The following is a 13,842-nucleotide window of genomic DNA, read 5'->3' on the forward strand; positions in this document are numbered from 1 at the left end:
CTATTCAAACAGGAACAGTGTTTCTTCCAGCCACGTAATATAGCTTTCTTCCCGATTAATGGCACGGCTCAGCACCAGATAATGACCGAATTGGTTAGATCTGGGGGATTGAAGGTTGTCGTCCAGCTGTTGGAGGGATTTTTTACTTTCGTACAGATACTCCAGTTTTTCTTTACGTTTGGCAATCTGGTCCTCGAACAATCGCTTGTTCTCTTCCTTGGGGATGGCCGCTGAGAAATACAGCATAAGCATAAACTCATCCTTTTCCGTTTCCGGTAACTCCTTGGGGCTTAGCAGCCATTCCGTCAGCTCTTGGGTTCCTTTGGGGGTAATGCAGTACAATTTTTTTTCCAGCTTGGCTCCTGTAATGGAGGTGCGATATTCAATGAGTCCCTCTTCAGTCAGCCTTTTTAACTCGGGATAAATCTGACTGTGTTTGGCACTCCAAAATTGTCCGATTTCCTGCTTGAATTGGCTCGTAATATCGTAGCCGCTCATTTCCTCTTTGTGAACTAGGCCCAAAATGGCATATTTTAAAGTGCGTTTCAACGTAGCTCTCCTCGTAAAACGGTATTTGACACTAGTATACCACAGTGCTACAATTTATATGTAGTTAAAAACATGTTTATATTTACATGTTTGAATTGAATATTTATTATCTTTGGTATCCCATTCAATTCATGAAAAATTATAATTGAGGAAAGAAGGATGCAAGATGGACAAGTTTATCGGCAGCCACATGATCTACACCTATGAGAATGGTTGGGAGTACGAAATATATATTAAAAATGAAGATACGATCGATTATCGCATTCATAGTGGTATGGTAGGTGGCCGCTGGGTACGTGATCAGAAGGTCAATCTGGCGAAACTGGTGGAAAATGTGTATAAAGTATCGTGGACCGAACCGACAGGCACTGACGTTTCTCTGAATTTTATGCCTGAGGAAAAACGTATGCACGGCATTATTTTCTTCCCTAAATGGGTTCATGAGCATCCGGAAATCACTGTGCGCTACCAAAACGATTTTATTCCGCTAATGGAAGAATCGCGTGAAAAGTATGAAACGTATCCAAAGTATGTGGTGCCTGAATTTGCAGATATTACATTCATCGAAAATGCGGGTGTGAACAACGAACAATTAATTTCCCAAGCACCTTATGAAGGAATGACAGACGATATTCGTGCAGGTAAACTGCAAGTGTGATCAACTCTGTGCTGAAAGTGTAAAAGCCTGGCCTGTGATAAACAGTCTCAGGCTTTTTTGCATGAACTGGAAAGTAGATTGCTAATGGAGTGGTGGACGATATTTAGAATGAATAGTAGACCAGGCCATGCTCGATGAGATACGAACGACTAATCCGAGGGGGGAGGATGGTCGCTAATGGGGAGAGAATGTGCAGGTTCGCATGGGCAGTCAGATCGGATAAGGCAGATAGAGCCAGCTCTGTTTTATCAGGCCCCCAGTGATCAGCGTGGTGCTGAATATATTGCTCAGCCTCGGTTAAGGACAGACCCTTGAGTGAGGTAAACACGGAAGCCCAGCGGACGAGGTCAAAGGCGCCTTTAATTTCAGGTAACTCATATTCTGCCAGACCTTGAGCGCCGTTACACGACATAGTAAGCAAGCCACAGCAATGGTGTTGATAGGGTTTCGAGTCAGGAAATTGACGATAATCGTATTGAATCATTTCCATGGAACCAATGCGTAATTGGGTCGCTTGGGACGTTGTGGGCTGGGCAAGCGTCATGCTCATGCTAGAATGGCCTCCTTCTCGAGTTCACTGTAAATAGGGATGGAAGAATCATACGTCACAGCGGATGTAATGTAAATCACGAATACAAGTGTAAAATGAGGATATGTAGCGGAAAACGATCTTTAATGCCAATGGAAACGGATACTTGCATCCATATCTTTTATTATCTTGGAGAATGTCTTTATATCACAAAAAAACAACCCCAGATCTTCCCAGGGTCGCCTCTACGAGAAATATAGTTTAGCATTTCGCAAAATGCTTGTTTGCTGGTCACACGGGTGTGACGTCTTGAACCGCTTCTTCTTCTTTCCAAATCACGTTCTCGCGATAGTTTGATCCCCAATCGTACATTGCTCTCAGTACCGGAATCAGGCTTTCGCCATGCTCTGTCAGTGAATATTCCACATGCGGAGGGACGACAGGATAGACTTTACGTAGAATGAGTTTATCTTCTTCCAGCTCGCGCAATTGGTTAGTCAGCATTTTTTGCGTAATATGGGGAATCAGCTTCTTCAATTCACCAAACCGCTTGGTGCCTTCCATACCGAGATGCCACAAAATAATCAGCTTCCATTTTCCACCGATGACCGCGAGAGTCAATTCCTTATCACAATTAATCAGCTTCAAATCAATCCGGTCTTTTACAGTAGTGATATTCATCGACCTCCTGTCCATAGTTATTCCAAGTATACTATTTATAGTTACTATACGCAAAAGGATATACATCCATTTTGGAAACTATGCATACGTATATGGATACAGATCGACTGGACAGTGAAGCATGATGATTACGCAGGACCGGAAAACAGGAACGTAATATTCCTAATATATGCATAATTCCAGAAAACTGCGGCGTTAAGAAGGAATCACGATCGTATTAAAGGACTCTGGCTCCAGCTCCAAGCGGTGTGTTGTTTTTCCGAGAGACAGATTCAGTACACGTGATTCCTTGAACGGATTGGCGATGACTAGCACTCTTTGCCCGTCTGTATTTTGAAAAGCAACTGCATTTCCAGTCCATGAGCCGCGAAGTCCGATGCGTCGGGCACCCGGTAATACAAAATGAGAAAAATGCTTCATAACATAATACTCTGGATTCAGGACAGGTTTTCGATCCGTTGGATCAACGGTAATCATCGAATTTTGCTCCCAGCCCCATGTGCTCTTGCCTTTCGGTTCCAAAACCATATTCCAGTAAATATAAGCATTCACACCATTGGTGAAGTAGTGCTGGTACAGATTATATACATATTTGGCGTAGTCCCATGAGTTCTCTCCGTTACCGCATTCATTTTCGGTTTGCATGTAACGAAGCTCAGGATAACTGGCAACGGTGCGCTGAATGGCATTTTTGCCTGCCCACTGGTAGCCTACACCTTTAATATATTTGTAGGCCTGGGGGTCACTTAACACGGTATGGGCATACTCATCGAATCCGGTCGAAGTCTTTTTCATTAATTCCTCCCACGGATCGGGTGCGTTAATGGTGCCCAGCCAAATTTCCGTATCCAGTCCGTGTTCCTCAAAAGCAGGACCCAAATAGTCGCGAATAAATTCACGCAGTTGCTCTCCGGTCCATACACAGGAAGGAAACTTCTGATCGGCAATGACTTCATTTTGAACATGAATCTGATGGATCGTAATCCCTGCCTCCCGGTAAGCCTGAACAAATTTGACAAAGTACAATGCATACGCTTTCAAAATATCCTTTTCCCAGCGCAGCGTGCCGTAATTGTAGGCTTTCGGTGATTTCATCCATGTCGGCGGACTCCAGGGTGAAGCGAACAACTTTAAGTCCGGATTGAGTTGTAACGCTTCTCGAATAAAAGGAATGAGATACTGCTGATCGCGCTCGATGGAAAAATGCTTCATCTCCACGTCGCCGTCTGTTTCATTGTGGCTATACCATTCCAGCGCGTAGTCACTCGCTCCAATAGGAAGTCGGCATATCGTGAATTTGTGCTCGCCCTCTGGGTGAAAGAGAGAATGAAGCACCCGATCTCGGTCGTCCTTTTTCAAATGATTCAGGGCCACATAACCTAATTCATTAAAACAGCCACCAAAGCCTTCTACAAGCTGATATGTTTCTCCTGTAAGGATTAGGTTGGCACTCTCTTGGGTATCGGTCAAATGGTGAGCTTGGGATTGCCAAGCTTTAGCTTTGGAAGTGGAAAACCACTGAATGGTTTGATTGCTCATGTGTTACCCTCCTGTCAGGCTTTTTGTATCTCAACTTATTATAGGGTAGGATCTTAGAGGAAGAGATGGTCTGAGCGATGACAAATTTGCCCTAATCCAAGGTGAAATTTGCGGATGAGAACTTTTGCTGATAAGAAGTGTCAAGAACACATAAAGAACACATGTCTTTGATATACTGGTGTCCTAGAATGACCGAAAGAGGGAAGTCGATTGAAGAAAAGAGTTCTTCTTGTCGAGGATGAAATACGTATTCGTGAAGTGATTGCGGATTATTTTAAACAAAATAATTGGGAAGTCTATGAAGCAGGCAATGGAAAAGATGCACTTATCTGGTTTGATTCGGTGCAGCCTGACCTGATTATACTCGATATTATGATGCCGGAACTGGATGGTTGGGAGGTGTGCCGCCAGGTGCGCAGCCGTTCAGGTGTGCCGATCATTTTGTTGACAGCCAAATCCGGTGATGATGATAAAATATTAGGCTTTGAACTGGGAGCCGATGATTACGTGACCAAACCTTTCAGCCCCAAGGTGCTGATCGCCCGCGCCAACGCGCTGATGAAACGGGTGGAAGGACATGTGCAGCCAGAGTCGCATATCTTGCGGTTCGGTAGTGCCATTCTCAACACGATGGCTCATCGGCTTGAGGTGGATCAGGCAGAAGTCGAGCTGACGCCCAAGGAGTATGAGCTGCTGCGGCTGCTTATACATAATAAAGGCATCGTTATTTCACGGGATGCGATACTGAACCGAGTGTGGGGCATCGACTTTGAAGGAGATACACGAGTTGTCGATACGCATATCAAAAAGCTGAGAAGTAAGCTGGGACGTGAATCACGCCATATCCGCACTATTTTTGGTACTGGCTACAGGTTTGAGGAGGAAGAATGAACAAACGGGGAGTTACCTTTAAGTTGTTCATTATGACGGTTGTGTTTTTCCTGTGTTTTTACGGTATGGTGATTTTAAGTCAATTGTTGTTTTTTGAAAATTTTTATCAGAAACAGAAGATTGGGCGTGTGGAAAGTCGTTTGCATAGCTTCGGTCAAAGTTATGTCCAGGAGGCTTGGGGATCGGGCAGGGTTTCGCGTGAGGCAGCTCGTTTTATGCTTCAGAATAAAAACCAGTTGGCGATTGTAACGCTGGACGGCAAAGTAAAGCTGGATGATGCGTTTCATATCAATGTAAGAAAAGCAGATGGTAAAATCGTTAAAATATCGCTGTCTCTGTTTATGAGTGAGTATGGAGATGAGCTGAGAGCTGCCCGGCTTCAGCCTGGCGATACGGTAACGGTTGAAGGTGAGGGATTGGGAACGGAAGGCATATCCTCCGCCAATTTAATTTATCCAACCGGCATACAGAAGCTTGGCTTCAAAAGTATAGGATCAACTTTGGAAGAGGCAAGCACAGGTGGCAGTGTAAGGTTTTCCGGTACGGTGACAGAGATTGTACTGCCGGATCTGAAAACATGGAGTCAGCGACAAGGTTTACTGTTTAGTGCGCTGGAGGAATGGTTCCCTTTATCACAGTCGCATCTGGAGAAGCTTAAGAATTTCGAAGTGTTGGAGGAAGATTGGACGGAACCTTGGACAGGGGTACGCAATGCAGTTATAGTCCATCCTGTTCGTCAGAGCACAGGCGAGATCGACCTCCTGTTCACTGTGACATCGTTGCAGGAAATCAGTGAGACGAATGAGGCTTTGCGCTGGTTTTATCTGTACTTAGGGATCGGAGGATTTGCACTCATTCTAATTTTGTCTCTGTTCTATTCTCGGATGGTGACCCGCCCGCTCATTGCTTTGAATAATACCGCCAAGCGGATGGCTAAGCTCGATTTTACAGCCCATACACCAATCCGGCAGAATGATGAACTGGGCAGCTTGTCCTACAGCATGTATACCCTGTCCCAGAACCTGGACACCGCTTTGCGCGAGCTTCAGGAGGCCAATCAGCAATTAGTGGAGGATATGGAACAGAAGCAGAGGATGGAGGCTGTGCAACAAGACTTTTTTGCCAACGCTTCTCATGAACTGAAAACTCCGCTGAGTATCATTAAAGGCTTCGCAGAAGGATTACAAGATGGGGTTAGCGCCGGGAAGCAGGATCATTATATGAAAGTCATTGTAGAGGAAGCGGACAAAATGGAGCGATTGGTCAAAGATATGCTGGACCTCGCCAAATTGGAATCGGGTACTCTCAAGCTTCGCAAGATGACCTTTATCTTGAGTGAGCTGGTGGAGGAGGTCGTGGACAAGCTATTCCATTTGTTGAAGGAGAAAAAGCTGGAAGTAGTCATTATCCCCGCCAATGAGATGCCGATCCATGCCGATGTAGGATGGATGGAACAGGTGATTATCAACTTTGTTGTCAATGCCATACGACATGCTGAGGAAGGAAGCTCAATCACGATTCGTATCGAAGGTGATGGGGAAATCAGTTCCTTTTCCATTGAAAATAAAGGTGAGACCATTCCTGATGATCAACTGGAGCAGATATGGGATCGCTTTTACCGGGCTGAGCTGTCCCGAAGCCGCCAGACAGGTGGGACAGGGCTCGGGCTGTCGATCGTCAAACGAATTTTGGATTTGCACGAATTCCACTTTAAGGTGGAGAATACCAAGGACGGCGTCCGTTTTGTTGTTATATTCGGAGGCTAAGCTATGGCAAAGGAGTTAAGAGTATGAAATGGAATTGGTTGCCCTCACTATGCACGATTGCAAACCTGGGGGCAGGGGTCTTATCCCTGTATTTCACGATTCATGAGCAATACATGACCGCCTTTATTCTCGTGGTGGTGGCTGCTTTGTGGGATGTATTAGACGGTTTACTGGCAAGGCTGCTGCATTGTTCCAGTGATTTTGGCAAACAGCTCGATTCGCTGGCGGATGTGGTCTCATTTGGGGTTGCCCCTGCTTTCTTGATCTTGTTATACAAGCTGGGAGATACCCATTGGGTAGGACCACTTGTGGCTGTTTTGTTTGTCATATGTGGTGCGGTAAGATTGGCAAGATTCAACCTAATGGCTTTTAGTAAAGGCTTTGTGGGTATGCCGATTACGGCGGCGGGAGTGATTTTGTCCTTTATGTTTTTATGGAGTGAGCATTTGAAGCCGGGGTTGTTGCTTGCGTTAATGGTAGTGCTGTCGTTCCTGATGGTTAGCCGTATTCCCTTCCCGTCCTTCAAAAAATAATCGGTCAGGAGGTGGCGCTCCTATGGAATGGGCCATCAGCATGATTACACAATACGGATATATCGCTATTTTTGCTCTTCTTGCTCTTGGGATTATTGGCCTACCGGTTCCAGATGAAATTATTATGGTGTTTGTCGGCTATTTATCTTCTATTATGGTACTGAATTATTCGGTGTCTATCTTAGTCAGCTTCATCGGTGCAATGACAGGGATGATGATCAGCTACACGCTAGGCAAAAAGCTGGGCCAGCCCTTGGTGGATAAGCACGGCAAGTGGGTTGGATTGACACCGAAGCGATTTGCAAGAGTTAAGGGGTGGTTTGCGCGCTTTGGGTTGTGGACCATTTTGTTTGGTTATTTTATCCCAGGAGTCAGACATGCAACAAGCTATTTGTCAGGGCTTAGTGCGATGCCTGTCCGAAAATATATGCTGGTGGCAAGCGCAGGTTCTCTGATATGGACGCTTATTTTTATCTCCATTGGTTATATTGCAGGGGCGAATATAAACTTTCATTAAGGTGACCCCAAAAGTAATGTAGCATTTTTCACGTATACCACCGATAATATAAATAAAGATGATATTGTACAACCAGTGAGGGGATCTGTATTGAATGCATTAATGAAGTATATTGAGAAGTTACCTGGTTTTCTGCAAATGATCTTAAATATCTCGCTATTTCTGGTCGGGCTGATTTTAAGCTTCTTACTTCTAAAAGAAACATGGTCCATTTTTTCTTATGTTTTTTTGTACACAGAGGCCGACAAAAATTACTATGAATTCACGGAAGAGCTGCTTGTATTTTTCTTGTATTTTGAATTCATAGCATTAATAGTTAAGTACTTTAAAACCAATTTTCATTTTCCATTACGTTATTTCATCTATATTGGGATTACGGCCGTCATCAGGCTCATTATTGTGGACCATGATGATGCTAAAAATACATTCTGGTGGTCCATTGCTATTCTAGTCATGGTAGGTTCTCTATTGATCGCTAACAGTAAATTGTTAAAAAGAGAAAGTTAATGCCGGGAAAGATTGCAAAGGGTGACAGTCAAGTGGGAGAGAGGGAATAAAGACGAATGGTAAGAAACTGGATGAATCATGCGGGCGTCAGGCGGATAGCCGTCCTTGCGATAATCGTTTTGCTGTTGTTTATGTTAAGAAGCATGATGAATATTATGTTGTTAACACTGCTGCTTACGATCTTGATTGGCAGTATATATAACGGAGTGAATAAGCTGGTCAAGCGGTTTGTCAATGTACCGTCAATGGTCGTACTGCTACTGGTGTATGGTCTGCTGATCCTGATTATGGTGTGGGGCGTTTACCGAATGGTGCCGCTAATCATTGTACAGGTCAAGCAGGTGTATCTCATGATTCAGCAAGCGTATATGTATCCTGATCGTAATCAATGGAACGAAACGATTATCGAATTTATGGACACACTGAATGTTCAGCGGCTATTTGAGCCTGGCCTGAGTGCAGTAATGAAGGTCAGTCAATTGGGAACACAGCTTCTGGTGTCAATTATTTTGAGCTTGTTCTTCCTGATGGAAAAATCCTATATTACACGCTTTACAGCTACGTTTGTAGATAGCAAGCTGGGCTGGTTTTTCAAGGAAGTGGGTCATTTTGGCCGTATGTTTCTGGGTACGTTCGGGAAGGTATTGGAGGCTCAACTGCTGATTTCACTTATTAACTGTATATTGACCACGATTGCGCTCTGGATTATGGGCTTCCCTAATCTGCTCGGTCTTGCGCTCATCATTTTCGTACTGGGATTAGTTCCGGTGGCAGGTGTGTTTATCTCACTGGCACCGCTCGGCCTGATCGCTTTCAGTGTCGGTGGCATTCAATATGTAATTTATCTGGTTATATTGATCGTGGTGATTCATGCGATTGAGGCCTATTTCTTAAATCCGAAGCTGATGTCATCCAAAACGAATTTACCGATTTTCTTTACCTTTGTCGTACTTATTTTCTCTGAGCATCTGATTGGAATTTGGGGCTTGATTGTAGGTATTCCGTTGTTTGTTTTCTTCCTTGATCTGATTGGGATAAAACGCAAGCAAGAGAAGGATACTTGATTCAGCACTACAGATTCCGCCCTAGTATAGTGACTATTGATATATCACAAATGCCTGCGAAACCGCAGGCATTTTTTTTATTGCCCTTTTGTTCACAGGAAAAATCGCTGACGCTCATCCACTTTTTAATTCTCTTGTTAGCTATAGTACACTGAATATGCAAGATCAGATCAAGTTCGGAGAAATGAGATGATACGGTTGGAACAGAAAATTAAGGTATTGGCTATATCGGGTAGCCTTCGTCAAAAGTCCTCCAATACAGCACTTATGAAGGCTACTATGGGGCTGGCTTCTGAAAATATGATGTTCACAGTCTATGATGGGTTGGAAGATCTCCCGCATTTTAACCCTGACTTGGATGTAGATGAGGGGCCAGCTTCCGTAAGAGGGCTACGGGAACAATTGAAACAAGTGGATGGAGTGCTGATCTGTACACCGGAATATGGAAATGGGGTACCGGGTGCTTTGAAAAATGCCTTGGATTGGCTTGTATCTTCAGGTGAATTTGTAAATAAACCAACAGCGGTCATTAGCGCGTCACCGTCTCCTATGGGCGGCCATCTGGCGCATGCCTCGCTGCTGCTCACATTGCAAATGATCAACGCAGAGATTGTGGAGAATGGAAAGGTCATTATTCCGCATATCACATTAAAGCTGAACTCAGAAGGCATCATTACAAACGCTGAAACTAGACAGGAAATGGAGGCATTACTTCAAGGGCTTGAGCAAGCATGCAGAGGACAGGTATAGGAAAATCCAAAGCAGATCCTTCATCATAGAAGGATCTGCTTATTTGAATGGCCACCTACTACATATTCAACGGCAGGAATTCACCAGTTATCTAATATTAGTTGTGTCCAGCAAACGCTCATAGACCTTTAATCGGGCATACACCGTTTCAAGTATCGGATATGACATATTACGATTAGCCAATGCCAGAAGTGTTCCGCTCATGCTGGCAACAAATATATACTTTTGCCAAATTTCACGCTGAATGTCATGGCTGTGTGTAACCGTGAAACCTGCTAGCACTTTTTCAGCTGTAAGAAAAAATCATTTCGGCCACGACCTTTTTGATACCCGCAGCATTACGGGTAAACGTACCTAAAAGCGATACTCATATCGCTACTTCGGAAGCATAAGCTCTAATAAGACGCCGTCAGACGTTTCTTCTTATTGCAGACCCAAGCATTAATGCGGCGCGAGAGCAAGATAATAGCGCATATCCTTATTCTCACAAGTTATCTTAAGATAAAAAGAACTGGTATCTAATTATAGGGAGATGAGGGAACGGAAATGATTAATGTAACGAAACTACTTACCGGTATGAAGGGAGAAGGCGATGACCTTCGTTATACCATTAAGCCGGGCCACAAACCTCATGGCGTTTCCGCGGGCAGAGGGCCTGTCGTCGTATGGAATTCGACACGGGCTTGCAACTTAACCTGTAAACATTGTTATGCGAATGCCTGTCCTGCCCATGATCCCGATGAAATGTCGACGGAGGAAGCTAAGGTATTTATTGATAATCTGGCCGCCTTCCAGGTGCCGGTACTGCTTTTTTCCGGTGGAGAGCCTCTGATCCGCAAAGATATTTATGAGCTGATTTCTTATGCGTCAAGCAAAGGGCTTCGGCCGGTAGTATCGACCAATGGCACATTGATTACCATGGACAGAGCGAAGATGCTAAAAGAAGCAGGGGTTAAATATGTCGGTGTAAGCCTGGATGGGCTGGAAGAGCGCCATGATGAATTTCGCGGGCGAAAAGGAGCCTTTAAGCAGGCGCTTCAGGGTATCCGAAACTGCTTGGTCATCGGCCAGAAGGTAGGGGTCCGGTTCACGATCAGCAGACATACATATGAAGACTTGGATGGTGTCCTTGATTTGATCGAGCGGGAAAATATTCCTCGGGCCTGCTTCTACCATCTCGTCTATTCCGGCCGCGGGAGCGCCCTGCAGCAAGAGGATGTTACCCATGAACAATCCCGGCATGCTCTTGACCGGATTATGGCTAAAACGGTGGACCTGCATGGCAAAGGCAAACCGGTGGAATTGCTCACCGTTGATAACCATGCGGATGGCGTTTACTTATACCAGCGGATGATGGAGCGCGACCCGGAGCGCGCAGCTGAACTGCTTGGCTTGCTTCAGAGAAACGGCGGCAACCGTTCCGGAATAGCCATCGGCTGCGTGGATTGGCACGGCAACGTCTATCCCGATCAGTTCACGAGAGATATCGAAATCGGTAATATCCGCAAGCAGAAATTCAGCGAGATTTGGCGTGATGCCGCTCATCCGCTAATGGTCGGCCTGCGCGACCGTAAACCGCTGCTAAAGGGACGCTGCAGAGAATGCAATTGGCTGGATATCTGTAACGGGAATTTCCGGGCCCGGGCTTCGGTAAGCGGTGATTTCTGGGCGGAGGACCCATCCTGTTATTTAAATGACCGTGAAATTGGAATCGTATAACACTGGAAAGGAAGGCTGAATACGCATGCTCGTTTCCTGGAATGTGACCAAGAAATGCAATTTATACTGCGAACACTGCTATCGCGACTCGGGGCCGACATCGTCTGTAGAAGACCAGCTAACCACGGAGGAAGGCATCCGGCTCATTGATCAGATCAAGCAGGCTGGATTCAAGCTTCTCATATTCAGCGGCGGCGAGCCCTTGATCCGTGAAGATCTCTGCGAATTGATCGAGTATGCCTCGTCTATCGGCCTTCGTCCCGCACTTGGCAGCAACGGCACGCTTCTGACCGCCGCCAAAGCTGCGGAGCTGAAAAAAGCAGGGCTGGGGGGCATTGCGATCAGCATAGACAGCGCCACGCCTGAGTATCACAACCGGTTCAGGAATGCGCCAGAAGGCTGGCAGCAAGCATTGGAGGGCATTCGTTATGCCCGGGAAGCCGGGCTGAGAGTGCAGATTAACATGACGCTGACCGAGGGAAATATGGATGACTTCGTGCAGGTTGCCCAGCTTGCCGAGGAGCTTCATGTGTCCTCTCTGCACCCATTCTTTCTCGTCCCGACCGGACGGGCCGTCCATATCGAAGAAGACGGGCTGAAGCGGGAACGGTATTACTCGGTTCTGCGCAGTGTTCTGTCCAAACAGAAGTCAACATCCCTTGAAATCAAACCGACATGCGCTCCCCAGTTCATGCCGCTTGCCAAGAGCATGGGGCTGGAAATGCGGTACACGCGCGGTTGTCTGGCCGGGGTCTCCTATTGTTCTGTGCTGCCGAATGGCGAGGTGCATATTTGTCCGTACCTGCCGGTCAAGGTGGGGAATGTTCGCGAGCAGCCTTTTGATGAAATATGGCGGGATAATCCGGTGTTTCGGGATTTAAGGGACTTCAAGAAATATGAAGGAGAATGCGGCTCCTGCCCCGATGTGGGCATTTGTGGCGGCTGCCGGGCGAGATCGTACTATTACAGCGGCGGCAATTTCATGGCCGAAGAGCCGTGGTGTTACAAAAGATCGGCGGCGCTGTAAGCTGGGGAGGTGGGAATAGTGGACCTGGATTCGAACGACCGGAAGCTGCTGAATCGGCTGCAAATCGGGCTTCCTCTGGTCAGACGCCCTTGGAATGCCATTGCGGAGGAACTGGAATTACGCCAGGAAGATGTGCTTCAAAGGCTTGAAAGGCTGAAGAAAGAGGGATTCATCCGGCGGATCGGCGGGGTGTTTAATCCGGCGGGACTGGGATTTAGAGGCTGTTTGTATGCGATGGCAGTCAGGGAGGAGCTTTTTTACCAGACCGCTGCTGTCGTCAACAGGTATAGAGGCGTAACCCATAACTACCGCCGGCGCAGCAGGCTCAATATGTGGTTCACGCTGACTTCCCGGACCGAGGAAGAACGGGGGGCTATTCTTGAAACGATCCGTGAAGCGGCGGGAGGGCCGCTGCTATATGAGTTTCCCTCCGAGCAATTATTCAAACTAAAGGTCTTTCTGAATATGGAAGAAACGGCTGATGCATCAGCCATTACACCCAGCCCGAACTTGAATGGAGTCGCAACCTCCAAACAGGAACCATGTAAAATAGAAATAACGGATGTGCAGCTGATCCGCGAACTGCAGGGAGATCTTCCGTTGTCAACTGAACCGTATACCGAGATTGCCAATAAGACAGGTTGCAGCTTGGAAGAGGTGTTTCTGCGCTTGCAGGCACTGCAGGCAGGAGGAGCACTCAAACGAATCGGAGCTGTTCTAAAGCATAGGGAAGCGGGATTTTCAGCAAATGGCCTGTTCATCTGCGTACTTCCTGAGGAGCATATACCTGAGGCAGGAAAAAGGCTGGCCGATTATTCGGAAGTCAGCCACTGCTACAAGCGCCGGACGCACCCCGATTGGCCGTATAATTTATACGCCATGATTCATGGACCCGATGAAGCGTCTGTTCGGAAAGTTGCGGAGCAATTTGTTCGGCGGGAAGACATCAAGGATTACGATATTCTGTTCAGCACGGAAGAATTGAAGAAAACGAGCTTTTCGATCTAAAGCGCTTCTTATATTCACACGGATGCCGTCTCTTCAAGGACAGCGTCCGTTTTTCGTGTTGACAGGTTAACGCTCTTTGACTATATTGAGTTTATTCGTAATGC

General features: G+C 46.2%; 15 protein-coding genes. 11 read left to right on the top strand and 4 right to left on the bottom strand.

Annotated elements, in window-relative coordinates; all coding sequences use genetic code 11:
- A complete protein-coding gene (locus tag G9G53_RS13590; protein WP_165148276.1) occupies nt 1–549 on the bottom strand; it encodes a PadR family transcriptional regulator in 549 nt (182 codons plus the stop codon).
- Between the two features lie 166 nt (nt 550–715).
- On the opposite strand from G9G53_RS13590, the gene G9G53_RS13595 reads away from it, so the two are divergent.
- A complete protein-coding gene (locus tag G9G53_RS13595) occupies nt 716–1,207 on the top strand; it encodes a phenolic acid decarboxylase (protein WP_029515872.1) in 492 nt (163 codons plus the stop codon).
- Nucleotides 1,208–1,310: 103 nt separating this feature from the next.
- Here the strand turns inward: G9G53_RS13595 and G9G53_RS13600 are convergent, their stop codons facing one another.
- The 3 genes from G9G53_RS13600 to G9G53_RS13610 all read right to left on the bottom strand — a co-directional run bounded on the left by G9G53_RS13600 (nt 1,311) and on the right by G9G53_RS13610 (nt 3,956).
- Complete coding sequence (locus G9G53_RS13600) at nt 1,311–1,757, bottom strand: hypothetical protein (protein WP_029515871.1); 447 nt, start codon at nt 1,755–1,757, stop codon at nt 1,311–1,313.
- A 270-nt stretch (nt 1,758–2,027) separates the two neighbouring features.
- A complete protein-coding gene (locus G9G53_RS13605) occupies nt 2,028–2,417 on the bottom strand; it encodes a winged helix-turn-helix transcriptional regulator (protein ID WP_029515870.1) in 390 nt (129 codons plus the stop codon).
- A gap of 195 nt (nt 2,418–2,612) precedes the next feature.
- Entirely contained in the window at nt 2,613–3,956 is a 1,344-nt protein-coding gene (locus tag G9G53_RS13610; protein ID WP_165148279.1) for a glycoside hydrolase family 30 protein, read from the bottom strand.
- Between the two features lie 210 nt (nt 3,957–4,166).
- Here G9G53_RS13610 and G9G53_RS13615 point away from each other — a divergent pair, with 210 nt between their 5' ends.
- From G9G53_RS13615 to ahbB, 10 genes are all read left to right on the top strand, one after another.
- Nucleotides 4,167–4,847, top strand: coding sequence for a response regulator transcription factor (locus tag G9G53_RS13615; RefSeq protein ID WP_029515868.1), 681 nt, complete (start codon nt 4,167–4,169; stop codon nt 4,845–4,847).
- Nucleotides 4,844–6,613: a sensor histidine kinase gene (locus G9G53_RS13620; RefSeq protein WP_165148282.1), complete on the top strand. Its 1,770-nt coding sequence runs from the start codon at nt 4,844–4,846 to the stop codon at nt 6,611–6,613. The genes G9G53_RS13615 and G9G53_RS13620 overlap by 4 nt, the downstream gene beginning before the upstream one ends.
- A gap of 23 nt (nt 6,614–6,636) precedes the next feature.
- A complete protein-coding gene (pssA, locus tag G9G53_RS13625) occupies nt 6,637–7,146 on the top strand; it encodes a CDP-diacylglycerol--serine O-phosphatidyltransferase (protein ID WP_029515866.1) in 510 nt (169 codons plus the stop codon).
- A 22-nt stretch (nt 7,147–7,168) separates the two neighbouring features.
- Nucleotides 7,169–7,663 carry a DedA family protein gene (locus tag G9G53_RS13630; protein WP_029515865.1) on the top strand — a complete coding sequence of 165 codons (495 nt, stop codon included), beginning with the start codon at nt 7,169–7,171 and terminating at the stop codon, nt 7,661–7,663.
- Nucleotides 7,664–7,753: 90 nt separating this feature from the next.
- Nucleotides 7,754–8,170: a phosphate-starvation-inducible protein PsiE gene (psiE, locus tag G9G53_RS13635; protein WP_029515864.1), complete on the top strand. Its 417-nt coding sequence runs from the start codon at nt 7,754–7,756 to the stop codon at nt 8,168–8,170.
- 56 nt (nt 8,171–8,226) lie between these two features.
- Nucleotides 8,227–9,234: an AI-2E family transporter gene (locus tag G9G53_RS13640; RefSeq protein ID WP_029515863.1), complete on the top strand. Its 1,008-nt coding sequence runs from the start codon at nt 8,227–8,229 to the stop codon at nt 9,232–9,234.
- A 189-nt stretch (nt 9,235–9,423) separates the two neighbouring features.
- The gene (locus G9G53_RS13645; protein ID WP_029515862.1) at nt 9,424–9,984 is read left to right on the top strand and encodes an NADPH-dependent FMN reductase; all 561 of its coding nucleotides are present in this window, start codon (nt 9,424–9,426) and stop codon (nt 9,982–9,984) included.
- Nucleotides 9,985–10,530: 546 nt separating this feature from the next.
- Nucleotides 10,531–11,703, top strand: a complete 1,173-nt coding sequence (locus G9G53_RS13650) for a radical SAM/SPASM domain-containing protein (protein WP_165148285.1) — start codon at nt 10,531–10,533, stop codon at nt 11,701–11,703.
- 25 nt (nt 11,704–11,728) lie between these two features.
- Nucleotides 11,729–12,730 carry a radical SAM/SPASM domain-containing protein gene (locus G9G53_RS13655; RefSeq protein ID WP_165148288.1) on the top strand — a complete coding sequence of 334 codons (1,002 nt, stop codon included), beginning with the start codon at nt 11,729–11,731 and terminating at the stop codon, nt 12,728–12,730.
- Between the two features lie 18 nt (nt 12,731–12,748).
- Nucleotides 12,749–13,738, top strand: coding sequence for a siroheme decarboxylase subunit beta (gene ahbB / locus G9G53_RS13660; RefSeq protein ID WP_029515859.1), 990 nt, complete (start codon nt 12,749–12,751; stop codon nt 13,736–13,738).
- Nucleotides 13,739–13,842: the final 104 nt, after the last annotated feature.

This window comes from Paenibacillus sp. EKM206P (genome assembly GCF_011066155.1).
Lineage (GTDB): Bacteria > Bacillota > Bacilli > Paenibacillales > Paenibacillaceae > Paenibacillus > Paenibacillus polymyxa_D.